13 protein-coding genes and 3 pseudogenes are annotated in these 24,931 nt (G+C 52.3%); 13 read left to right on the top strand and 3 right to left on the bottom strand.

Going from position 1 to position 24,931, the window contains the following annotated elements:
- Window positions 1-47 precede the first annotated feature (47 nt).
- The 7 genes from JI735_RS01430 to JI735_RS01400 all read left to right on the top strand — a co-directional run bounded on the left by JI735_RS01430 (window position 48) and on the right by JI735_RS01400 (window position 9,497).
- The gene (locus JI735_RS01430; protein WP_157771399.1) at window positions 48-203 is read left to right on the top strand and encodes a hypothetical protein; all 156 of its coding nucleotides are present in this window, start codon (window positions 48-50) and stop codon (window positions 201-203) included.
- A 208-nt stretch (window positions 204-411) separates the two neighbouring features.
- Complete coding sequence (locus JI735_RS01425) at window positions 412-858, top strand: hypothetical protein (RefSeq protein WP_020427874.1); 447 nt, start codon at window positions 412-414, stop codon at window positions 856-858.
- Between the two features lie 1,000 nt (window positions 859-1,858).
- Window positions 1,859-3,112, top strand: a complete 1,254-nt coding sequence (hisS, locus tag JI735_RS01420; RefSeq protein WP_020427873.1) for a histidine--tRNA ligase — start codon at window positions 1,859-1,861, stop codon at window positions 3,110-3,112.
- Between the two features lie 50 nt (window positions 3,113-3,162).
- Complete coding sequence (aspS, locus tag JI735_RS01415) at window positions 3,163-4,941, top strand: aspartate--tRNA ligase (RefSeq protein ID WP_039835870.1); 1,779 nt, start codon at window positions 3,163-3,165, stop codon at window positions 4,939-4,941.
- A 25-nt stretch (window positions 4,942-4,966) separates the two neighbouring features.
- Window positions 4,967-5,722: a tRNA threonylcarbamoyladenosine dehydratase gene (locus JI735_RS01410; RefSeq protein ID WP_039835869.1), complete on the top strand. Its 756-nt coding sequence runs from the start codon at window positions 4,967-4,969 to the stop codon at window positions 5,720-5,722.
- A 133-nt stretch (window positions 5,723-5,855) separates the two neighbouring features.
- Complete coding sequence (locus JI735_RS01405; RefSeq protein WP_202676959.1) at window positions 5,856-7,157, top strand: NCS2 family permease; 1,302 nt, start codon at window positions 5,856-5,858, stop codon at window positions 7,155-7,157.
- Window positions 7,158-7,310: 153 nt separating this feature from the next.
- Window positions 7,311-9,497 carry a HelD family protein gene (locus JI735_RS01400; protein WP_202676958.1) on the top strand — a complete coding sequence of 729 codons (2,187 nt, stop codon included), beginning with the start codon at window positions 7,311-7,313 and terminating at the stop codon, window positions 9,495-9,497.
- 964 nt (window positions 9,498-10,461) lie between these two features.
- Here the strand turns inward: JI735_RS01400 and JI735_RS01395 are convergent.
- Both JI735_RS01395 and JI735_RS01390 read right to left on the bottom strand, forming a co-directional pair.
- On the bottom strand, window positions 10,462-12,021 hold the full coding sequence (locus JI735_RS01395; protein WP_202676957.1) for a methyl-accepting chemotaxis protein: 1,560 nt from the start codon (window positions 12,019-12,021) through the stop codon (window positions 10,462-10,464).
- 10 nt (window positions 12,022-12,031) lie between these two features.
- Window positions 12,032-12,418: a PDC sensor domain-containing protein gene (locus tag JI735_RS01390; protein WP_233476202.1), complete on the bottom strand. Its 387-nt coding sequence runs from the start codon at window positions 12,416-12,418 to the stop codon at window positions 12,032-12,034.
- 563 nt (window positions 12,419-12,981) lie between these two features.
- On the opposite strand from JI735_RS01390, the pseudogene JI735_RS01385 reads away from it, so the two are divergent.
- The 4 genes and pseudogenes from JI735_RS01385 to JI735_RS01370 all read left to right on the top strand — a co-directional run bounded on the left by JI735_RS01385 (window position 12,982) and on the right by JI735_RS01370 (window position 21,358).
- Window positions 12,982-13,262 (top strand): annotated as a pseudogene (locus tag JI735_RS01385) (CD3324 family protein).
- 283 nt (window positions 13,263-13,545) lie between these two features.
- On the top strand, window positions 13,546-14,850 hold the full coding sequence (locus JI735_RS01380) for a replication-associated recombination protein A (protein WP_039835861.1): 1,305 nt from the start codon (window positions 13,546-13,548) through the stop codon (window positions 14,848-14,850).
- Between the two features lie 827 nt (window positions 14,851-15,677).
- Window positions 15,678-18,349 (top strand): annotated as a pseudogene (locus JI735_RS01375) (glycoside hydrolase family 9 protein).
- A 27-nt stretch (window positions 18,350-18,376) separates the two neighbouring features.
- The gene (locus JI735_RS01370) at window positions 18,377-21,358 is read left to right on the top strand and encodes a glycoside hydrolase family 48 protein (RefSeq protein ID WP_202676954.1); all 2,982 of its coding nucleotides are present in this window, start codon (window positions 18,377-18,379) and stop codon (window positions 21,356-21,358) included.
- Window positions 21,359-21,505: 147 nt separating this feature from the next.
- Here the strand turns inward: JI735_RS01370 and mnmA are convergent, their stop codons facing one another.
- A complete protein-coding gene (mnmA, locus tag JI735_RS01365) occupies window positions 21,506-22,627 on the bottom strand; it encodes a tRNA 2-thiouridine(34) synthase MnmA (protein ID WP_167330815.1) in 1,122 nt (373 codons plus the stop codon).
- A 304-nt stretch (window positions 22,628-22,931) separates the two neighbouring features.
- Here mnmA and cymR point away from each other — a divergent pair.
- Window positions 22,932-23,350, top strand: a pseudogene (cymR, locus tag JI735_RS01360) (cysteine metabolism transcriptional regulator CymR).
- A 655-nt stretch (window positions 23,351-24,005) separates the two neighbouring features.
- A complete protein-coding gene (locus JI735_RS01355) occupies window positions 24,006-24,608 on the top strand; it encodes a recombinase family protein (protein WP_202676953.1) in 603 nt (200 codons plus the stop codon).
- Window positions 24,609-24,931 lie beyond the last annotated feature (323 nt).

The raw sequence follows: 24,931 nt of genomic DNA, 5'->3' as shown, positions 1-24,931 counted from the left end.
GGTAAACTATGGGGAGCGGGTATTTACGAATAACAGGGAGTCTGGGCATGAGACAATCAGAAAAAGCGCGGTGCTGGAGCAGCATTCCGGCCTATAATGTTGGCTGCTGTTCCGAAGCGGTGACGGCGGCGAAGGGTGCTGAAGACTATAAAGAGCTTCAAGTGTTAAAAGGGAACAGCCGCAGCCTTCTGCCGCGCACCTGAGAACTAGGGGATGGCGGCTTGCTGTAAATAATACCGGAGTTGTTCTTAAATCGTTAGAAAGCCTGTGAATGCGGGTAATAGAATGACGAAGACAGAATGTAGCTAGAACAGAACCCGCAATAATGCGTGAGCTGCTCCAGGTGTTGTAATACATGATATCGAGGCTTAAGGATTCAATGATCTAACCATTCATAAGGAGGGAACGACCATGACTACAAGAATTCAAGCGTATTTCAGAACCGAAAGTGAAGCAGAAGGTGCGAAGACGGCTTTGATTCCTTACGGTGTGGAAGGCATTGAGGTATCCGAATTAACAGATCCTTTGGATAAAGGCGACCACCGGAGCCGTAATATTCTGCTGCCGTTTGTTCCTTACAACAATTCAGCCATGACGGGCGGTGCTTATGGCGTTGCAGGTGCAACAGGCACGGTTTCTGGAGCTGCCATTGTACCGGGCATCGGGGTAGACAATGATCTTGGCGACAATACCGACACGAGCCGTGCCGGAGATGTACGCAGTGCCACGGATGTGGATGACAGGGATTTGAGCGATGTACATTACGTCATGGACCTTAGAGTCCCTGAAGAGAAGCGCAATGAAGTCGTTGAGGTTCTGCGCGGCAAACAAGCTTTTGTAGAGATTTTTGAAGGGTAGTTAAGTAAAAGTCCGGATAAGCAAAAGACCGCATATCTTGCTATATAAGCACCAAATCAGTATTGGATGTGGCTATCAAAAAAAGCTCCAAGAAAACCTGGAAGGGTTTTCTTGGAGCTTTTTTGAATATAATGATTAAAAATTGTAATAAATTTCTGGACAGAGAATAATGTTGTAGTGTAAAGTGGTTTTTGGGCAGGAAACCGGGGAATGTCCTAAGAAATAAAACGCTTTCTTTTCTGCAATGTAACCGTAATAATTCATTCATGATTCCTTAATATAGCCTGTTTATAATAGAAGCATGACCCCCTTTTTTATAATATATGATGATGGACCTGCAGCAATCGGCTGCAGGTCATTTTTTTTGAAAAGATAAGAATTTATATGTTTTGGGGGAAGCGACTTCCCCCTTATTTAACTGTAATACAGTGTAAAAAAGTGTGGTGGAGATCTTGGAAGCCTCACAGAATATAAGCGATGCAGGAGGATGGGGCTCCATCCGCGGACTGAAGCGGACAGAGGAGCCCTTATTTTTCCAAAAATCTTTGGGGATGAAATTTGCGGCTGTATTTTATTTCACTCCTTGACTTTAGTGCAGTGGTTCAGTAGAATCTAACAGTATACGATATGTTATAGTGTTTTGATGACGGGACCAAGTAATCCGTAACCCATGACTCCAGAGAGGAATCCCACAGAACCGGCTGCACATCCAGTAGGAGGTGTGAACCGTTTCTGCCCAGGCTGTAAGGATTCTGTTAATGAACGGATGAATGACTTCCCCGAGAACGCACGGCGAAAGCTGGCAGTCACAGGATTGCCGCCGTCAGTAGCCGGAGCGCGTAGGCGGGCGTTAACCGCTTAGAGCGGGTGTAGGGCAGTTTGCCTGAATCCGGAATGTGGGTGGTACCACGGGTGAATTATTGGTTATGATAATCCCTCGTCCCTGTTTGTGCACAAACAGGGTCGGGGGATTTTTTGTTATTTTCAGGAGGGATAGGCTGTGGCAAAGGAAAGATTCGAGAAACCTACGGGCACGCAGGATGTGCTGCCGGGTGCTGTGGAGAAATGGCTGGTTGTGGAGAGCAAGGCAAGAGATCTCTGCCGGCGTTTCAACTACCGTGAGATCCGCACACCGATGTTCGAGCACACAGGACTCTTCGAACGCGGCGTTGGGGAAACAACAGATATCGTGGAAGGCGAAATGTATACCTTCAAGGACAAGGGTGACCGTGATTTGGCGCTTCGTCCCGAAGGGACAGCAGGTGTAGTACGCGCCTACGTTCAGAACAAGCTTTATGGTGAACCCGATGTCAGCAAGCTGTATTATATCGGACCGATGTTCCGGTATGAACGCCCGCAGGCGGGAAGATACCGCCAGTTCCACCAGTTCGGGATTGAAGCTTTTGGAGCGGTAGATCCGGCCATTGATGCAGAAGTGGTTTCGATGGGATATCAGTTCTACAAGGATCTGGGGCTTAAGGACGTGAAGGTGGAGCTGAATTCCGTAGGGAATGCGCCCAGCCGCGCGGCTTACCGGGAGAAGCTGCTGAATTTTCTGCGGCCGATGAGAGATACCTTGTGCAGCGACTGCCAGCGCAGAATGGAACGCAATCCGCTGCGTGTGCTGGACTGCAAGGTGGATCAGGACAAGTTTGGCGGCGCTCCGTCCATTCTGGACAGCTTGGACGAGGAATGCACTACACATTTTGAGCAGGTCAAGGCCCACCTGGATGTTATGGGTGTGGAATACAGCATTAACCCCCGTCTTGTACGCGGACTAGATTATTACACGCACACCGCGTTTGAATATAAAGCGGCAGGCATCGGCTCCATCGACACGGTTGGCGGTGGCGGCCGGTACAATGGACTGGTGGAAGAAATCGGCGGGCCCGATCAGCCGGGCATTGGCTTCGGAATTGGTCTGGAGCGGATTCTGCTGATTCTGGAGAACCAGGGTGTAGAGCTGGAGGCGGCCAAACCGCTGGATGTGTATTTTGTTGCTCTTGGCGAAGCTGCAGATAAGGAGATTACGAAGCAGCTGTTCACCCTGCGCAGTCTGGGGTACGCGGCGGAACGCGATTACCTCGGCCGCAAGATGAAGGCGCAGATGAAATCGGCGGACCGGATGAATGCACGGTATACGGCAATTCTGGGTGAAGATGAGCTGAACAGCGGCGTTATTGCCCTGAAATCCATGGCAACTGGCGAACAGCGGACTGTGAAGCTGGAAGACCTGGCTGCGTCGCTGAATTAGCATTTTTATGAGAAAATATGTATTTTAACCAAAAAGGGGTAGGATAAATAATGAGTAGAAGTCATAACTGTGGACAATTGACGCTGGGCCATATTGGCGAGACGGTAACGCTGAACGGTTGGGTCCAGACCCGCCGCGACCTGGGAGGCGTGCTGTTTATCGACCTGCGCGACCGTACCGGAATTGTGCAAGTTGTGTTTAACCCGGACTATTCCGGTGAAGCCCTGCAGATTGCTGACAAGGTGCGCAGTGAATACGTGTTATCCGTTACGGGTAAAGTTGTAAAAAGAGATGAAGAAACCATTAACCGCAACCTGCCTACCGGTGAGATTGAAGTGCAGATTACAGAAATCGAAGTGCTGAATGCGGCTAAAACGCCTCCGTTCTTCATTGAAGATGGTGTGGAAGTTGATGAATCCCTGCGTATGAAATACCGTTACCTCGACTTGCGCCGGCCTGAAATGTACAAGACGATGCTGCTCCGTTCCAAGGCGGCTAAGATATTCCGTGACTTCCTGGACAGCGAAGGCTTTATCGAAATCGAAACGCCAATCCTGACCAAAAGCTCCCCGGAAGGCGCACGCGATTATCTGGTGCCAAGCCGTGTGCATGAAGGTGAATTCTTCGGGCTCCCGCAGTCGCCGCAGATTTACAAGCAGCTGCTGATGGTCGGCGGCATTGAGCGCTATTACCAAATGGCCCGCTGCTTCCGCGACGAGGACCTGCGTGCTGACCGCCAGCCGGAATTCACCCAGTTCGATATTGAGACCTCATTTATGCCTCAGGACGAACTGCTGTCTTTGATGGAAACCCTCATGCAGCGCCTGCTGAAGGAAACCGTTGGCGTCGATGTGGCCGTTCCCTTCCAGCGCCTGACCTATGCCGAAGCCATGGGCAAATACGGCTCGGATAAACCGGACCTGCGCTTTGGTCTGGAACTGGTGGAAATGAATGATATCGTGGCCGCCAGCGGTGTGAAGGTGTTCGCCTCCGTCATCGAGAAGGGCGGAGAGGTGAAATGCCTGAACGCCAAAGGCTGCGGCACATGGACCCGCAAGGAAATTGATGATCTGGGACCTTACGCTGCACGCTACGGTGCGAAAGGACTGGCCTGGATTCAGGTGAAGGACGGAGAATTCAAAGGTCCAATCGTGAAATTCTTTACGGAGGAAGAGATTGCAGCTGTGAAGGAGCGTACCGGCGCTGAAGAAGGCGACCTCTTGCTCTTCTCCGCTGACACTAAGAAGGTAGTGGCAGATGTGCTTGGGGCGCTGCGCCTTAAGATCGGCCGCCAGCTTGGCCTAATTGACGACAGTGTCTTCAAATTCGCCTGGGTGACTGAATTCCCGCTGCTCGGCTATGACGAAGACCAGAAGCGTTATGTGGCGGAACATCATCCGTTCACCCGTCCGATGGATGAAGACCTGCACCTGTTCGACACCGATCCTGGAGCCATCCGCGCACAAGCCTATGATATTGTGCTTAACGGTTATGAGGTGGGCGGCGGTTCCCAGCGTATATATAAACGTGAAATACAGGAGAAAATGTTCGACGCGCTTGGGTTCACAACGGAAGTGGCCTACGAGAAGTTCGGTTATCTGCTGGATGCCTTTGAATACGGCACTCCGCCGCATGGCGGAATCGCGTTTGGCTTCGACCGCCTGATTATGCTGCTTGCCGGCCGCACGAACCTGCGGGAAGCGATTGCCTTCCCAAAAACAGCAAGTGCAACCGACCTGCTGATGGACGCTCCGGCACCGGTCGATGCAATACAGCTGGAGCAGCTGCACATCAAGCTGGCGCCTAAACCGGACAAAGAAAAGAAATAAATATATTTGTAGGAGGCTGTATATCATGCTGCATCAGTTCTCGCGTACAGAGCTGGCGATCGGACCGGAAGGTCTGGAGATAATGAAGAACAGCACCGTAGCAGTGCTCGGGATCGGCGGTGTGGGTGCCATGGCGGTTGAAGCTCTGGCCCGTACCGGAATCGGCCGCATTATCCTGATTGACAAAGATTCGGTGGATATCACCAATATCAACCGCCAGATTCATGCACTGACCACTACCATCGGCCAGAACAAAACGGATCTGATGGTCGAGCGCATCAAACTGATTAATCCGGAATGCGAAGCAATTGCGCTGAACATGTTCTATACGGAGGAAACGTATGAGGAGCTGTTCAAGTACAAGCTGGATTACGTAATCGATGCTTCAGATACTATTATTTACAAAGTTCATATCATCAAGGAGTGTCTGGCCCGGGGAATCCCGATGATCTCAAGCATGGGTGCGGCTAACAAAATGGACCCGACCCGCTTTCAGGTTGCCGACATTTCCAAGACCAGCATGGACCCGATTGCCCGGGTCATCCGCCAGAAGCTGCGCAAGGAAGGCATCAAGAAGGGCGTAAAGGTGGTCTTCTCAACCGAAGAGCCGGTTAAGCCCCGTGAGGATGTTACAGAACAGATTGTCCCTGCCAATGCTCCGGACAGACGTAAGGCCAAACAGCCGCCGGCCAGCAATTCATTTGTGCCGCCTGTAGTAGGACTTATTATGGTCAGCGTTGCCGTACGCGACCTCCTGGAGGCCGGCTCAGCGGATAAATGAAGCGAATCAGATAAGCAGGAAATATAAATGAACAAAGGGCGTACAGCCGCCAGCCGGCGGTTTACGCCCTTTTATTGCGGCATAGGGAACAGAGTGTCGTACCCGTGATTTCACTATCAGTGGAGGTTTTTATATGAATTCGAAGGTGTGGCGAAACAGGGTAGGCCTGGAGCCGGGCGATAACTGGAAACGGGAACTCTCGGCAGGCATCCTGTCCTATTTTGCTTCTGTATATATTGTGATGGTCAATGCGGCGATTCTGCATGATGCGGGAATGCCGCTGCGGGCCGGAATGGTGGCAACGCTGCTGACGGCAGTGGCCGGGTGCCTGCTGATGGCTTTTGGCGGCAAAACACCGATTGTAGTGGTGCCGGGTATGGGGATTAATGCTTTTTTTACGTATACGCTTGTGCACTCCATGAAGCTGGACTGGCGCGAAGCACTTGCAGTAGTGGCCGTAACAGGTGTGCTGTTCGCCATTGTGGCGTTCACCTCGCTGTACCGGATTTTGAGCGACGCGATACCGCATAATCTGCAGCATGCGATCACGGTCGGAATCGGCCTGTTTCTGACATTTATCGGACTGCAAAAAAGCGGGATTGTCATTGCCCACCGCACGACCTTCGTCGCTATCGGCCATTTCAGTGATCCGGCAGTCATCACCTCCTGTGTGACTTTGATTCTGGCGCTGGTGCTGTTCATCCGCGGCACACGCGGAGGACTGCTGATCAGTATGCTGGCGGGCACAGGGATGGCCTATTTGCTGGGAGCGGCGCATGTACCGGAGAATACGGATTCCGGGCATATGTTCGCGGGTTACAGCGATGTGTTTGCCGGCATGGACTGGGGCAGAGGCCTCAGCCTCGTCTTCTGGATTGCCGTATTCCTGCTGCTGTTGATTGTGGTTTTTGAAAATATCGGTCTGATCTCATCCCAGACGCTGATGGCGGGCCGGCCGGAACGCTTCAAAAGCAGCCTGCGCGCGCTATCGATTGCCAATATCGCAGCCGGGTTGTTCGGCAGCAGCCCCGCAGTTGCGGCTGCCGAATCCACAGCCGGGATCGCAGCAGGCGGGCGCTCCGGTCTAACCTCGCTGATCACCGGCCTGCTGTTCGGGGCCACGTTCCTGTTCATTCCGCTGCTGGCCTACGTGCCGGACAGCGCCATCGCGCCGATTCTGATCGTCATCGGCGGCCTGATGGTGCAGAATGTGCGTGAGATGGACCTCAGCGATTTGACCGAGCTGTTTCCGGCATTCCTGATCATGGTGATGATTCCGTTCACCTACAGCATCGTGGACGGCATGGCTTTTGGCTTCATTACCTATCCGGTTGTCAAACTGGCCATGGGCAAAGGCAAGGAGGTTCCGCCCGCACTGTATGGCATTGCCGGCCTGTTCATAGCCAACTTTGTGCTGCATGCTTTTATGGGATAGGCCTTCCAGTCACTATGTTATGGTATTCCAGAATCTGTTGTGATATGATAAATATCCTTTTTGTGTGACTGAAGCCAGTCTTGCACGAGGCAAATCAGGGTGCGCTTGGCAACACAGGCGTATGCCCGCATAACTTTTAGGAGGTAACTGAAATTGGAGGACAACTTTCAAAGTGCCTATCAAGAGGAAGAAGACAGGCTGAACAGCGCGCTTACGGAGATTGACACAGTTCTTGAGAGGCTGCGCGGCATTCCGGTATACACAGGGCATGATTATACGGAGCAGGCGCTGGAGGCCTCAAGGGAACAGCGGCGCAAAGATCTTGCCAAGCTGCGGCAGGAGCCTTACTTTGGACGGCTTGATTTTCAGGGCAAGGATGAGGATGGGCGCAAGGCGCTCTATATCGGTAAAATCGGTGTAGACCGGGAACAGGTAAGCGACCGTCCGCTGGTCATAGACTGGCGGGCACCGGTGGCGAGCCTGTTCTATTCGTTTACCGGCGGCACGGAGCCGGCCTCCTACGAAGCCCCGGAAGGACTGGTCGAAGGGCTGGTCTATTTGAAGCGCAACGTGGTAATCCGCAAGCAGATCCTGGAGAGGGTGGCGGATACTTATAACCGCGACAGTGACGGGCCGGCTGTCTCGGATGAATTTCTCGTCTACCGGCTGGGGGAGAACAAGGACAACCGTCTTCGTGACATCGTCTCGACGATTCAGCAGGAGCAGGACAAGATTATCCGGGCGGCGAAAAACACCGCACTGATTATCCAGGGCGTGGCAGGCAGCGGGAAAACCACGGTCGCGCTGCATCGTCTGGCCTTTCTGCTGTATCAATACAAGGAGCAGGTGTCAGCGGAGAAAATGATTATTTTCGCACCGAACCGGATGTTCCTCGATTATATTTCGGACGTGCTGCCCGAGCTGGGCGTCGGCAATATTGCCCAGAGCACCTTTCCCGACTGGGCTGCGGATGTGCTTGGGGTTGTGCTGCCGGAGCAGAATGCTGCAGAAACCATGAGCTATTGGTTCGAAAAAGAAGGCGGCATGCCGGAGATCACCGAAGAAACCCCGGGCCGCTTCAAGGGATCGACTGCACTGATGGGAAATATAGAATCGGTCATAGGCCTGCTGGAGAACGGTGCGGTGCCGGCAGGGGATTTTTGTCCATGGGAGGGCTCGGTGCTGCGCCGCTCCATGATTGTACGCTGGCATAATGAGGAATACGCCCCATATCCGCCTGCCAAGCGCAAGGAGCGGGTGATGGCGCGGATTCACCGCTGGATCGAAATGGAGCTGAAGAAAAGCCCTTCGGCTGCGGCGCTAAAGGACCGCAAGAAGAAAAGCGCGGCACGTGAGAAGGCCTACAGTGCCAAATGGCCGAAATATGACCCGCTGACGATTTACAAGCAGATCTTCCGTGCAGTGAAGGTGCCTGAAGATTGGCCAGCGGAGGCACCGGAGAGCATTCCGCAGGGAGTGCTGGCATCAACAGTCAAGGACCTCAAAAAAGGCATTCTGCATGAAGAGGACCTCCCTCCGCTGCTCTATATTCATTATTTGCTGAACGGCAATGAAGGCGGCAGCCGCTTTGATCATATCGTGATTGATGAAGCCCAGGATTTCTCGCCTTTTCAGATTGCTGTGCTGGACCTGTATGTAAAAGGGCATTCCTTTACCATCCTGGGCGATCTGTCACAGGGGATTCATGCCTATAAAGGCGTCCATGCCTGGGAAGAAATGCAGAACCTGTTCGCCCCGGAGCACACGGCTTACCACGCGCTGACGCGAAGCTACCGTTCAACGATGGAGATTATTGAATTCGCCAACGGCATTCTGTCTGCCGGAGTCGGCAGCAGCCTGCTCGCCGTGCCTGTCTTCCGCAGCGGAAATCCCGTGCGGCTGGTTTCCTACGGCCAGCCGCTCCCGGCCCCCGCTGCAGGCGGAGACCGCCGGATTCAAGCCGTTAGAACAGCGCTCGCCTCGCTCTCGGGCCGGGAATACCGCACGGTGGCCGTATTAACCCGCAGCCTGCGGGAAGCCGCTGAGTTGTACACAGAGCTTGCTGGACATTTCGAGGATATTCATCTGATCGACGGCAGCATGACTGAATACCGGGGAGGACTGTCTGTGCTTCCGGTTTATCTGTCCAAGGGGCTGGAGTTCGACGCCGTCATCCTCGCCGATGCGGATTCAGACCATTACGGTGGCGCAGCGTGGGATGCGAAGCTGATGTATGTAGGCTGTACCCGGGCCCTCCATGAGCTGTGGATACTGCACGGAGAAGGGCTTCCCCCATATTTGCAGAATGGAGAAGGGACCGTGCAGGGCTGGCCGGAGTAAGAAATCCCATGTACCGGATTAAGCTCTCATCTACAACAAGGACCGCCCCCGGTGAAGAGGGCGGTCTAAATTATACATAATGCTATGGAAAATTGCATTTTGGACGAATTTGTAATGAACAACGGCAGAAATGCCGTTGTTGGAGAGCCGTCGGCCGGCTAGGCTGGAAACAACGGCAGAAATGCCGTTATAGGAAAGTCGAAGGCCGGCTAGCCCGGTAACAACGGCAGAAATCCCGTTGTCGAAATGCCATCGGCGGGATTGGCCGGTCTAGATATCCTAATCCCAACCAGCACTCGCTTACCAGGCTTCTTCGCAGGCGCTAGTTGGAAAAAGGGAGCTTATTTTTCCGGAAATTAAAAAATCCTGAGAATTAAGTGGAAAAAGTAAATCTAATTAGGCCACTTTTCTTGTCCAATGGCGAAATGAGCTGAATTAGTGTACCTTTTTCCACTTCATCTGTCGAGGACAGGATACTCTAGCAAAATTAGTTTTCCTTTTTCCACTTGTCGTCGTTTAGGAAATTACGCCATACCAAAAAATGTGAACAACCTGGAAGTTTAGCATAAATAAGAAACTTGGGTTCCCCTGAGAGAGGGGTTAACCCTCGAACATCTTGCACGGAATACAACAAAGTATGTCTTAAGCAGGCCGAATCGATGAACATCTTGCACGTTATACAACAATCTGTGACTTAAGCACGCTAAATGAACAAAAATCTTGTAAATTGTACAACAATGTGAGCCTGACTGCACCAAATGGATGCTCAATCCTGCATATTGTACAGCAAATGCGGACTTCATAACCTCCAAGACCTTATTTACCTGCCAAGGTGATTTTGTTCAAATATTAACGTACTATGTTTCACTTCATCAATCATCCTTATATTTCTCACAGTAGAGGCTGTCCCAAGCATTCTTTTCATGGCTTTGGGACAGCCGTTTCCACTTGCATATGAAGCTGCTTACTGGCCTTTGTGCTGTGCCGTGAACTGGAAGCGCTCCACCTGCTGCTGCATATCGGATGCCATCGCGGACAGCGCTGCGGAAGAGGAGGTGATCTCCTCCATGGAGGCAAGCTGTTCTTCCGTCGCCGCCGTAACGCTTTGGAAGGAATCCAGCGCCGCCTTCGCAATGTTGGCCATTTCCTGTACCGAGGCGGCTACCTCAGCGGAGCTGGCCGACATTTGTTCGGTAATCGCCGAGACTTCATGGATTTGCTCTCCCACGTGGCGGGTAGACTGCTCGATTTGGGTAAAGGCCTCACCGGCCTCAAGTGCCAGAGTCATGCCCTGCTCCACATCCGCAACCACTTGATGCCTCATTACATCGTAGACGCTCGCGATCAGACCGACCATCTCGGAGATGGTTTCCTGGATTTGTCCCGCGCTTACCTTGGAAGCTTCGGACAGCTTGCGCACTTCTCCGGCCACAACGGCAAATCCTCTGCCATGCTCTCCGGCCCGCGCGGCTTCAATCCCCGCATTCAGCGACAGCAGATTGGTCTGCTTGGCGATGGACGCAATAGCCGTGCTGGTCTCCGCTACCTTGGCGCTAAGCCCGTTCAGATCGGCGATCAGGCTGCTTGACTGCTGCACTGAGCGGTGGATCGTCTGCATTTGGTTCCCGACATGCTGCACCTTGGCGCTGCCGTTGTCGACATCCTTCTCTGTCAGCAGTGCCGCGCTGACAATGGATTGCGAGGCTGAGGCGATTTTGTGGATCGCTTCGGACATTTCATCCATCGTTGCAGCCACTTCGGCGGACGCGTAAGCCTGGGCCTCCACGCCGCGCGTAGAATCCTCTATCAGCTCGGTGACATACTCCACGGCCTTGCTGTTCTCTCCGGTGCTGGCGGTAAGCTGCTCACTGGCTGCCGCCAGATGCCCGGATGTCTCCGATACATCCTGCACCATGGTGCGGAGCGATTGCACCATGGCGTTATAATTCCCGGCAAGTTCGCCGATCTCATCCTTGCGGCGGGTCGTAACGGATTCATCCAGCTGGCCTTCACTTACCCGCTTGGCGGAACGGTTCAGCGCCTCCAGCGGTGCAGTGATCCGGCGGATTATAAGGAAGGTAACAGCAATCGCCACAATTAAGGCAACCGCCAGAACAATTGCCGATTTGTACAGAATAGGATACACCGCCCGCGTGTATTCGTCCGCTGGAAGAACTCCAACTATTTTGAAGCCGGACAGCTCATTAGTTACATAGTAGCCGTCCATTTGCGTATCGGCCGTAGTGTCTTTGTACGACACCTTGCCCATGGGGGCAGTACTCAGGGCATCCAGCAAAGCCCCTGTGACGGGTGTGGCAACCTCCATCGCAGGATGATAGATGACCTTATTCTGGCTGTCCAGGATATAGACATAGCCGCTCGAACCGAGACTTACCGTCTTGGCCAGCTCCATCAGGCCGTTCATGCTGAGACTGATGGAAACGGCTCCCTTACCATCCGGAAAGGCCCGCGAGATCGGCAGAATAAATGATCCCGCCACTTTGGAATAAATCGGGTCAATCACAGATGCGGACTCAGGAGCTTTTCAGTGCAGCAATATACCAGTCCCGTACCCTGGGATCATAATCCTTCGGATCGGATGTGGGGGACAGCATAAATTTGCCGTCAGTGTTGCCCAGGGCAACGATGTCAATTTCGGGATGCTCCGCCTTGAATTTGTCAATCAGCTTGCGGACCCGGGCGGAACCGCTTGTCACATCTGCTGCGGAAATCTGGTCAGCCAGCTCATTGACACTTGCGCTTTCCAGCTGAATCAGCTGGGTCAGCGTTTTATCGAGGATATGGATGCTGGAGTTTGTGGTGTCCTCCATTTTGGAGCGCAGCTCTGTTTTGGAAGTTTCCGAGGAGATGACAGCCAGGGCAAGAGAAGGAATTACAATGGCGGTAATAATGAACAGCATCAACTCAGTTCTGAGTTTCTTGATGTGAAAAAAACGTGTTAAAGCACTCCGGACAGCTGTCATAGTAATTTCCCCCATATCTCAAAATAAATAGATAAATTATTATTTATTTCGACATTTATCGACTTATTATTTAGTGTTTCGTCAAAATATTCTTTTGCATTTTGGTGGAGAACGATTATAACTATTCTTGAACTTGTAACTGTGGCTGGCCTATGGCTTAATAATAAGTGTCCGGCCGGGCAAGATTACTTCTGGAAGGAGGCTGATTGCAATGATTTCAGAATACGAGGTGGTTTCCGTCTAGTACGGAAGCCTGCATATGAGGAGGCCGCGAGGCCTCCTTATCATTTATGAACACAGACACGGAGCCGGCTGCTGGACAGAAGGGGCTTGCTGCCGTGAAATGACTTTGAATGTAGACGCTAACCACGGGTTTTTATATAATGAAATTACGGTTTTACCAAATATGAGGAGATGAAAGGAGGCAGGTGACATGTTGCTGATGAACAGCGCAATGATCGGACTTAAGGGAACACACCTGTTGAAGGAGGAAACATTAAGTGAGTTATGTAAATGGAAAGGATGTGCTCCCCCGGGCCTGCTCGAAGAGCTGCAGGGATATATTCAGGGTGAGCTGCTCTACATCCCTAAGAAAACAGAGCAACGCGTAAAATGGGGCGAAAACAGCGGCTCCCGGCAAGAGATTGCCAGCCGCAACGAGGAGATTTTCTGCAGTCACAGCAGCGGCTGCTCGGTGAACGAGCTGCAGAAGAGATACCATTTATCTGAGGAAAGCATCCGCAAAATCATCTCAAAAATGCGGCTGGCGATGAACCGCTAGTCTAAACTTTGAACAAAGAGCATGGCACCCGCCGGGAGGGCGAGGTCATGCTCTTTTTTAAAATATATTTATATGCTTACGCTATAAATTATCCTTCTATTTCTCGCTGAAACGGGTACCTGAAAGCGATACCCTGTATCGCTGCTTCGAAAGCATAGGCTCCTGATAAGGACGGCGTAGCCGTTTCTACTTGTGGCATCTCTTGATTGCTGCCGCTGTGTGGTATGATAGAGAGCAGTAATGTTTGGTTTAGATTACAAGATTACAGCAAGGAAGTGGAATCATGGATTTATTTTCTTTCGGTGAGGATACGGCGGGGGGCCGTCTGCTGGCAGACCGGATGCGGCCGGAGAATCTCGATGAATATATCGGCCAGGAGCATATTGTTGGCCCAGGCAAGCTGCTGCGCCGCGCCATTGAAGCTGATCAGGTGTCTTCCATCCTGCTTTACGGCCCTCCCGGCTGCGGAAAGACGACCCTGGCCCATATCATTTCCCATCACACGCAGGGCGAGTTTGTGCGGCTGAATGCAGTGGAAGCCTCGGTCAAGGATGTGCGCGAGGTGATCGAGCGGGCCCAAAGCAATAAATCGCTGTACGGCTCGAAGACGATACTGTTCCTGGACGAAGTGCACCGTTTCAACAGTTCCCGCCAGGATGCGCTGCTGCCTGCGGTGGAGAAAGGGACGATTATTTTTATCGGCGCGACCACCGAGAATCCGTTCCATTATGTGAACGGGGCGCTTATGAGCCGCTCCACGCTGTTTCAGCTGGAATCCCTGACCAGTGAACACAGCCTGGTTGCGATGCGGAGAGCACTTGCCGACGAGAAGCGGGGGCTCGGATTCATGCAGCTGCAGGCCGATGAGGAAGCACTGCAGCATATAGCGGATATGGCGAACGGCGATATCCGGCGGGCGCTGAACGCGCTGGAGCTGGCGGCGATGACCACAGCGCCGGAGCCTGACGGCAGCGTGCATATTACGCTTGCGGTGGCGGAAGAGTCGATCCGCCGCCCGATTGTCAAAGCCGACGAGTCGACCCAGTATGACGTTCTGTCGGCTTTTCACAAAAGCATCCGCGGCTCCAGCGATGCCGCCCTGTTCTGGTTTCTCTATGCCGTAGAGAAGCTCGGCATGGACCCGATGACCTTCATCCGCCGCCTGATTGCGGCCAGCAGCGAAGATATCGGCCTGGCCAATCCGCAGGCGATGGTGCAGGCGGTCAGCGCACTTGAGGCCTACCGCAACAATGGCTGGCCGGAGGCCAAGCTGAACATCGCCCAGGCGATCCTGTTCGCGGTCGAGAGTCCGAAGTCGAACGCCGTGGTTATGGCGATTTCCAGGGCGATGGACAGTATTGAAGAGCTGAAATCCGCCGAGGTACCGCTGCATCTGCGCGATACACACTACAAAGGCTCGGCGGCGCTTGGGCATGAGGGATACCAGTATCCGCATAACTTTCCCGGCCATTATGTGAAGCAGGAATATTTGCCGAAGGCGATTAGCCGGAGGGTATTCTACCAGGCTACCGAGCAGGGAAATGAAGCCAAAATCCGCCATAATCAGGGTCTGCGGCGTGGGCAGTAGCACTCAAGGAGAAGTAGCTATTGAAAAACCGTTTGTACTTAATAACCTGAAACCACGCGGTATCGGCTCTTGAATACTGTCAATATCCATTTTCGTCCTGTGATATATCATGAATTACCCCGGTTTGCTCGTAATACCGTAAGGTGTGTGCGCTTAATCATGTCTCTTCAGCAACTTGTTCGCTCAAAAATATTTTCTCCATACTTAGATTTATAGCATTGATATAGAGTTCACCCGATACTTTGGACGGTTCCTGGGGCTTGCCGGGGATCGTCCTGTTTTATGTCCGGGAGACTCCGGCGTGTTCTATCCTGCAAATAACGATGTCCCATTCATATGACATTGTTAGGGAAGCCTCGAATTTGGCGAAGCCCAATTGAGGGCCTTCTCCGGGATTTCATCGTCTGAAGTGCCGCCAATAGGCGGCATGAAGGTTCTATTGGATCGGAACATTAATATTATAGATTTCAGGTTCAATCAATTTAGAGCGGAAAATATGACCGAAATGGTAATTTTTTTACAAAAACTCCGGTTTCTCATATATTTTAGATGTAAATATATAGAATTAATTACCTGTATATGGTATGTATTGAGGTGGGATGAGCTAAACCTGACATCACTATGGGAGGTGAAGGATGGATTTGGCGGTATAAGGCGGTAAAAGATGTCCAAACCTGAAGTCCGGGGAGGTATCGGTACGTGAAGAAGCCGATGGAGCAGGAACGGAAGCAGGAAGATCAGATGGAGAAGGGAGCTGGGTTTGTATGAGTCCAAGGAAACGGAAGCAAGGCCTTATTTTATCCTTGAGTGTAATGTTAACGTGCACAATGTTCTCAGGGGCGTTATTTCACCCGTCTGTCAGCAAAGCGGAGGGAAGCGGATACAATTATGCAGAGGCACTGCAGAAATCCATCTATTTCTATGAAGCCCAGCGATCGGGCGAGCTGCCGGATAACAACCGTGTGGAATGGCGGGGCGACTCCGGGCTGCAGGATGGTGCGGATGTCGGCCATGATCTGACCGGGGGCTGGTATGATGCGGGAGACCACGTCAAATTCGGGCTTCCTATGGCGTACACGGCGACAATGCTGGCCTGGTCGGTGTATGAGTACAAGGATGGTTATGTGCAATCAGGACAGCTGGATGAGATTCTGGACAATATCCGCTGGGCCACAGACTATTTTATGAAAGCGCATACCGCACCCAATGAGCTGTGGGGACAGGTCGGCAACGGCACAGCGGATCATAACTGGTGGGGAGCCGTAGAGGTCATGCCGATGGCGCGCCCTTCGTACAAAATTGATGCGGCTCATCCCGGTTCTGATCTGGCGGCGGAAACTGCCGCCGCGCTGGCATCGGCAGCAATTATTTTCAGGGATTCGGATGCCGCATATGCGGACAAGCTGCTGCTCCATGCCAAGCAATTATACAATTTTGCCGATACGTACCGGGGGTATATTCCGAGAGCATCACGGATGCGGCGCAGTATTACAAATCATGGAGCGGTTATGCCGACGAATTAAGCTGGGGCGGAGTCTGGCTGTATATGGCGACCGGCGACCAGACTTATCTGGACAAAGCCGTAACCGCGAGCAATTCGTGGGTCACCAATCAGTCCGGGCAATGGGGCTATCAATGGACACAATCCTGGGATGACAAGCATTACGGTGCCCAACTGCTGCTGTCGCGCATCACAGACGATCCCAAATTTATTCAATCCACGGAACGGAATATGCAGTTTTGGACCACCGGAGTGAACGGGACAGCCGACAGGGTTGCCTATACTCCCGGGGGACTTGCGCATTTGGACCAGTGGGGGGCGCTGCGCTATGCGGCCAATCAGGCATTTCTGGCTTTTGTCTATGCGGACTGGGTAAGCGACCCGGTGAAGCAGAATACAGCCCGGACATTTGCCGAACGGCAGATTACGTATATGCTGGGGGATAATCCGCGGAGCAGCAGTTATGTCATCGGCTTCGGCAGCAATGCGCCGCAGCATCCGCATCACCGGACCTCACATGGTTCCTGGAGCGACAGCCAGACGACCCCTGCCGACCACCGCCATGTGCTGTATGGTGCGCTGGTCGGAGGACCTTCCAAGACCGACAGCTATACGGATACGATCAGCGACTATGTCTCCAACGAAGTTGCAACTGATTACAATTCAGCCTTTACCGGCGCTTTGGCCAAAATGATGCTCTTGCACGGCCAGGGCCAGCAGCCGCTGGAGAATTTCCCTCCGGCTGAAACGCGTGAGGATGAGATGTTCACCGAGACTTCGGTGAATGCGAGCGGCAGCAATTTCGTGGAGATCCGCGCATTGCTCAATAACCGCTCGGGCTGGCCGGCACGTTCCAGCAGCCAGATGTCCTTTAATTACTATGTGGATCTTAGTGAAGCTGCCGCTGCCGGGTACGGGCCGGAGGATATCACGGTCAAGGCAGGGGGCTATAATCAGGGCGGAACCGTTTCGCAGCTGCTTCCCTTTGACGAGGCCAACCATATTTATTACACGAAAATTGACTTTACCGGGACACCGGTTTATCCTGGCGGACAATCCGCCTACCGCAAGGAGATTCAGTTCCGGATCAGTGCTCCGCTGAACACGGCCTTCTGGGATAACACGAATGATTTTTCCTTCAAGGGTGTGGCTTCCGGTGCCTCCTCTCCTGTGAAGAATCCGTTCATTCCGGTGTTTGATGCAGGCGTCAAAGTGTATGGGGAACTGCCTTCCGGCGGCAATCCCGGTGAACCCCAGGTGCCGGGCCGTCCGTCCGGACTGCAGGCAACCGCCGGGAATGCCAGTGTCTCCTTGACCTGGAATGCTGTCAGCGGTGCGGCAGGCTACACGATCAAACGCTCGCTGGTAAACGGAGGGCCTTATGCCGTCATTGGGACAGTAACAGGAACGACCTACAGCGACAGCGGGCTGGTGAACGGAGTGGACTATTACTATGTTGTAACCGCTTCTAACAGTGTAGGGGAGAGTACCGCATCTGCACAGGCCACGGCCCGGCCGCGTGAGACTACGCCGCCTGCCAAAGGAGATTTGCGTGTGCAGTACCGCACCAATGATGCAAGCCCCGGCGACGCGCAGATCCGCAGCCAGTTCAAGATTGTGAATAAGGGAAAAGAAGCGGTAGCGCTCAGCGGACTGAAGCTCCGTTACTATTACACCGTGGACGGGGACAAGCCGCAGGAATTTCATTGCGACTACGCGGTCCTTGGCAGCGGGAATCTGAGCGGAAGCTTTGTGAAGCTGGCTGCACCGGCCGCACTGGCGGATTCTTTTGTGGAGATTGCTTTTGCCCCGGGTGCCGGAAATCTTGCTCCGGGCGCGGATACGGGAGAAATCCAGGTGCGCATCAACAAAACGGATTGGACGCCGTACAATGAGAGCAACGACTATTCCTACAGCGGAACTCAGCAGGCCTTCGCCGATTGGGACAAAGTCACACTTCACCGTGAGGGAACCTTGGTTTGGGGCTTGGAACCATAATTCATTCCAGAGAGGAAGCATGCCGAAATGAAGAAGCTAAGTTCAATCAAAAAGCCTATTTCCTTAGCCATGGCTGCAGTCCTGACGCTCACCCTTGTAACCGGTATCTTTAATTTCAGACCCGCAACGGCACAGGCCGCTTCAGTCGAACAGACAAGGTTTCTGCAAATGTACAGCCAGCTGAAAGACCCGGCGAACGGCTATTTTTCGGCTGAAGGCGTTCCGTATCATTCGGTGGAGACCCTGCTCAGCGAAGCGCCTAATTATGGACATATGACTACCTCGGAGGCGTACAGCTATTGGATGTGGCTGGAAGTGCTGTATGGCTATCATACGGGAGACTGGAGCAAGCTGGAGTCTGCCTGGGACAACATGGAGAAGTACATTATCCCGGTTAATGAAGGGGATGGTGCGCAGGAGCAGCCGACAATGAGCTATTACAACCCGAACAGCCCGGCGACCTATGCCTCCGAGTTCGGACAGCCGGATCAGTATCCAAGCCCGCTTAACGGCAAATACAGTCCCGGAAAAGACCCGCTGGATGCCGAGCTGAAGTCCGCTTACGGCAACAACCAGACCTATCTGATGCACTGGCTGGTGGACGTCGACAACTGGTACGGTTTCGGGAACCTGCTGAATCCTTCGCATACGGCTGCTTACGTGAATACTTTCCAGCGGGGCACCCAGGAATCTGTCTGGGAGGCTGTACCGCATCCTTCACAGGATGACAAATCGTTCGGCAAAACCAATGAAGGCTTCATGAGCCTGTTCACCAAAGAAAGCAGTGTCCCTGCGGCACAGTGGCGGTATACCGATGCTACCGATGCTGACGCGCGTGCTGTACAGGCTATGTACTGGGCCAAAGAGCTTGGCTACAACAATACTGTATATCTGAACAAAGCCAAGAAAATGGGCGACTATCTGCGGTACGGCATGTATGACAAATATTTTCAAAAGATCGGCAGTGCCGCAGACGGCACACCGGAAGCCGGAACAGGCAAGGATGCCAGCCATTATCTGCTGGCCTGGTATACCGCATGGGGCGGCGGACTGGGCGCCAGCGGGAACTGGGCCTGGAGAATTGGCGCCAGCCATGCGCATCAGGGCTACCAGAACGTAGTCACGGCGTATGCCCTTTCTGATCCGGCCGGCGGACTGGTTCCGGCTTCGGCAACAGCAGGACAGGATTGGAGTAAATCCTTAACCCGCCAGCTGGAATTCTACAATTGGCTGCAGTCCTCCGAAGGCGCTATAGCAGGCGGAGCCACGAACAGCTATAACGGGTCATACAGCGCTTATCCAGCCGGTACAAGCACTTTCTACGGCATGGCCTACGATGAAGCTCCCGTCTATACCGATCCTCCGTCCAACGATTGGTTCGGCATGCAGGCATGGAGTGTGGAGCGGATAGCTGAGCTGTATTACATTCTGGCATCGGGTGGGGACACCACCTCGGCTAATTTCCAAATGGCCAAACGTGTGATAGAGAACTGGATTGACTGGTCCGCCGATTATGCCTTTGCCGGCAGCCGTCCGCTTGCGGACGCCGAAGGCTACTATTTGAACAAGCAGGGACAACGGATTCTGGGCGGAGATGATCCTGAGGTGGCCACGGTATCCGCACCCGGCGAGTTCTGGATTCCAGGCAATGTGGAGTGGCAGGGACAGCCTGATACGTGGACCGGCTTCAGTACGTTCGGCGGCAACAGCAATCTGAAGGCTGTAACCAAGAATCCGGGCCAGGATACAGGCGTGCTGGGCAGCTATATTAAGGCGCTTACGTTCTTTGCCGCAGGGAACAAGGCAGAGCACGGCAGCTATACTGCGCTTGGCGGAACGGCCTCGCAGCTGGCTAAATCACTGCTGGATACGGCATGGGGTTATAATGACGGGGTGGGTATCACCACAGTAGAGAAGCGTGCGGATTATTCCCGCTACTTTACCAAAGAAATGTATTTCCCGGCAGGCTGGACCGGCACTTTTGGTCAGGGGAATACGATACCAGGCAGCACGACAGTGCCCTCAGATCCGGCAAAAGGCGGCAACGGAGTGTACGCGAGCTATACCGATGTGCTCCCGGCGATCAAAAATGATCCTAAGTGGAGCTATCTGCAAGGAAAGTACAACAGCTCCTACAACCAAACGACCAAAACATGGGACAATGGAGCACCTGAATTTACGTACCACCGTTTCTGGTCGCAGGTGGATATGGCAACGGCATATGCTGAATACGACCGTCTGATCAACACCGGCACCGAAGAACCGGCTGCCCCAAAAGCGCCTTCCAAGCCGGCAGCGGCTGCCGGAGATAAAGTGGTTGCGCTGAGCTGGAACAAGGTAAGGGGCGCAGACAGCTATACGGTTAAACGGGCCACAACCAGCGGCGGGCCATACACTGCATTAGGGAATGTCACGCAGGCCACCTACAGCGATGCCAGCGTGGTCAATGATACGACCTACTATTACGTCGTAAGCGCCGCCAACACAGCAGGGACCAGCCCGGACTCACCGGAAGTCTCAGCCAAGCCAACAGCTGTGCCCATACCAACTGTGGGTGATTTAGTGGTTCAATACCGCACAACGGATACGAACCCTGGCGACTCCCAGCTCCGGCCACAGCTGCGGATTGTTAATAATGGAACCACAGCGGTAGAACTCAGCAAGCTCAAGCTCCGTTATTATTACGCCGTTGACGGGGACAAGGCGCAGCAGTTCAATGTGGATTATGCCACAGTGGGCAGCGGCAATGTGCTGGGCAGCTTTGTGAGGCTCGTTCCCGCTGCCGCAGGAGCGGATTATTACGTGGAAATTTCATTCAGCCCGGCAGCCGGGAGCCTCGCACCAGGTGCGAACACCGGAGAGATCCAGCTGCGCATCAACAAAACGGACTGGAGCAATTACAATGAGACAGGGGATTATTCTTACGATCCGGCCAAAACCGCCTACACCGACTGGAGCCGGGTGCCGTTATATTTGAATGGGGTGCTGGTATGGGGACTTCAGCCTTAACTCAGCGGGTGGTCTGATACAGGCATGACCTAAGAGGCCCTGCATTTCCCAAGCCAAAGGATGAAAAAGAACCTTCAACTCCACTGTTTCTGTGGGTCTGAAGGTTCTTTGGTTTATTTCCTATCGTAAGCAGCTGTAAAATGAAGTTTACAGCTGCGGCAGCGGGGCAACTTTCTCGGCAGCCTCGATGGTTCCGCCGCCCAGGCATTGTTCGCCCAGATAGAATACTACAGCCTGGCCTGGGGTAATCGCCTTTTGCGGCACATCAAAGGCTACATGCACCGTTCCGTCTGCCTGCGCAGTCAAGGTCACGCCCTGATCCGGCTGGCGATAGCGGAACTTCGCGGTGCATTTCAGCGGTGCAGTCCCAAGGGTGCCTTCTTCGATCCAGTTCACGCCCGAAGCGGTCAGACTGGTAGAGTACAGGCTTGGATGCTTGTCGCCTTGAACCACATAGAGAATGTTGCGGTTCAGATCTTTTTCGGCTACGAACCAGGGCTCACCGGTCCCGGAGCCGCCGATGCCAAGACCTTGGCGCTGACCCAGCGTATAGTACATGAGGCCCTCATGCCGTCCTTTGACTTCGCCGGTGGCGATATCCACCATGTCACCGGATTGTGCCGGCAGGTACTGGCTCAGGAATTCCCGGAAGTTGCGCTCGCCGATGAAGCAGACGCCGGTGCTGTCCTTTTTCTTGGCGGTGTACAGTCCGGCTTCTTCGGCAATCCGGCGCACTTCAGGCTTCGGCAGATGACCGATCGGGAACATGGCTTTGGAGAGCTGGTACTGGTTCAGCGCATTGAGGAAATAGGTCTGATCCTTATTGCTGTCCACTCCGCGCAGCAGCTTGAAAACGCCGTCTTCTTCAATTACCCTTGCATAGTGGCCGGTGGCAACATAATCTGCGCCAAGCTGCAGCGCCTTATTCAGGAATTCCCCGAACTTGATCTCGCGGTTGCACATCACATCCGGATTAGGCGTCCGTCCGGCCTTATATTCATCGAGGAAATAGGAAAAGACTTTATCAAAGTATTCCTTCTCGAAATTAACGGTATAGTAAGGAATATCAATCTGCTCGCATACGCGGCGGACATCCTCGGCGTCGGTCTCGGCTGTGCACACGCCGAACTCATCGGTATCGTCCCAGTTCTTCATGAAGATGCCGATGACGTCATAACCTTGCTGCTTAAGCAGCAGCGCTGTAACGGAGGAATCGACCCCTCCCGACATGCCGACAACGACACGTGTATCCTGATTTGCCTTTGTCATCGAAATCACCATTTTCTATGCAAAAAATACCGGTATCCTTGCAGAAACACCCGGCTCATTGTGTATTATAACATACCTGTCTACCCCAGACTGCACAAGACAGGGCAAATGGCAGCGGATCAGGCGGGGAATTTGACAATTTGTCCACCACTGGCGAACATTATTGCAAAAAGTTACAGTTTGCGCTCCAAATATGCCCAAGGATATGATAACATAAGCTGAGAGCAAACATCGGAATACGTTGATATGACATTTCTCATGTCAAGCCAGCGATACCAGCAACTAAACCGAAAGAGGTGCACCTTTGAAGATATCAACAAAAGGACGCTATGGATTAACCATTATGATGGAGCTCGCCCTGAAATTTGGCGAAGGTCCCACATCCCTTAAGAGTATTGCCGAGAAAAACGGGCTGTCCGAGCATTACCTGGAGCAGCTGATCGCCCCCTGCGCAACGCAGGACTGGTGAAGAGTATCCGCGGAGCCTACGGCGGCTATATTTTGTCACGTGAAGCCGGTACGATCACCGCCGGAGACATCATCCGCGTGCTGGAAGGGCCGATTTCGCCTGTGGATTTCACCGAAGAGGACGACCCGGCGAAGCGCGACCTCTGGCTGCGCATCCGCGACAGCATCGCCGATGTCCTGGACTCCACCACCTTATCCGACCTGATCAACTTTAAAGAAGAGAGTCATGCGGATAATTATATGTTCTATATTTAACAGGAACTAAAACTCCGTTGATTTCAAAGGGATTTTTGAAAAACGTTACCCACACTTTATTGATTTATAGCCCATTCAAAGTCGTCTGCGATTCAATTTGACGCTGCTTTGATACGTGGAGAGAGATCAGTTCAGTTACCTTAGAATTACTCTTATGACCAAAACTTATCACTCGCTCACTTTGATCATTCTTTGGCGGAATGAAAGAGTAGTTTCGTACACTCGAACCGTATAGCTGTTTGTTTACATCTAAGGACTAACCTGCACAATTGAAGAAATGCTTTTAACTCGTCCTTCTCAAGAAACTTGGGGAGGACTTTAGCATGCCCAAACATCAATGATGCCGCTGTATGGACGGAGGTAATTGTACTGCGACTCTTCCCTCTAGTCTTCAGCTTGTACAAAAACTCCTGATAAAGGCTTGGTGTTACTTCTTTCAAAGTAAGCCACCAAATTGGTCCAATAACACTCTGAGACCATATTCCCTATTTTTTTTCGAGTTTTTAGCCGATTCCCGTTCCAAAATGTATGCTTTTTGAGACTGCGAAATGGCTGGTGATTATTTCGTTTCAAAAAGCCATAAAATCAGTTATGAAACGTCTCAGTGATGCAATGTATCATTTGAGACGTTTTTTTTTAATTAGGAGGGTTCCTATTGAAGATCGCTTACGGAAGAGTTTCGACCAAGGAGCAAAATGTAGAGCGGCAGCTCTTGAAATTCCGAGAGTTGGGGATTGAAGAGCGATTTGTTTTTGTCGATAAGCAGAGCGGCAAAAATTTTGATCGTCCGCGTTATCAGGCGATGCGGCTCATGATTCGGGAAAATGATTTGGTTTACGTGGATGCTCTGGACCGGCTGGGACGGGACTATGACGGTATCATTGCAGAGTGGAAATACATTACGCGCGAAGTTGGTGCGGACATTGTGTGCCTGGATAATGAAACGTTGTTTGATTCCAGAAAGTTCAAAACGATGGGGGACTTTGGAAAGGTTATGGAGGATCAATTTCTTAGCCTGCTGGCATATGTGGCCGAGCAGGAACGGAAAAAGAATCGTTTAAGGCAGGCGGAGGGCATTGAGGTAGCTCGGACGGAAGGAGTTATGTTTGGTCGCCCCAAACATGAAATTGATAACAGATTCATTGAAGTGTATGAGGCATGGAAATCCGGTGAGTTTACTGCTACGGAAGCGATGGGAAGGATCGGAATGAAGAAGCCCACATTCTATCGCAGGGTGAAAGAGTATGAAAGTAAGTAATTTATTTAGTTACCTGTATTTTGTTTGTCCCAGAATAATAAAGTATTAGACTGGACTACTGGACAGATAACTAAAAGATTTATTGAAAAACAAGCTCCTAGGAATTATCCTGGAGCGTTTTTCTACGAGTATAGGCTCAATTTTAGATCACTGGCCCTATAAAGACAAAATATTTACCATGAAAATAATTAAAACCGATATCAAGATCAGTATATTTCTCATCTTGGGTTTCAGTTTTTGAGAGCTATGAGCAAGAAATTGACGATGAATTACAAATAATATAATAAGATCTGCGATCAATAGAAACACCATATAAACGAAGT

The sequence above is a fragment of the Paenibacillus sonchi genome, from assembly GCF_016772475.1.
GTDB lineage: Bacteria > Bacillota > Bacilli > Paenibacillales > Paenibacillaceae > Paenibacillus_AQ > Paenibacillus_AQ sonchi.
Note: the sequence above shows the minus strand (reverse complement) of the source record. Positions and strands in the feature narration are given on the sequence as shown.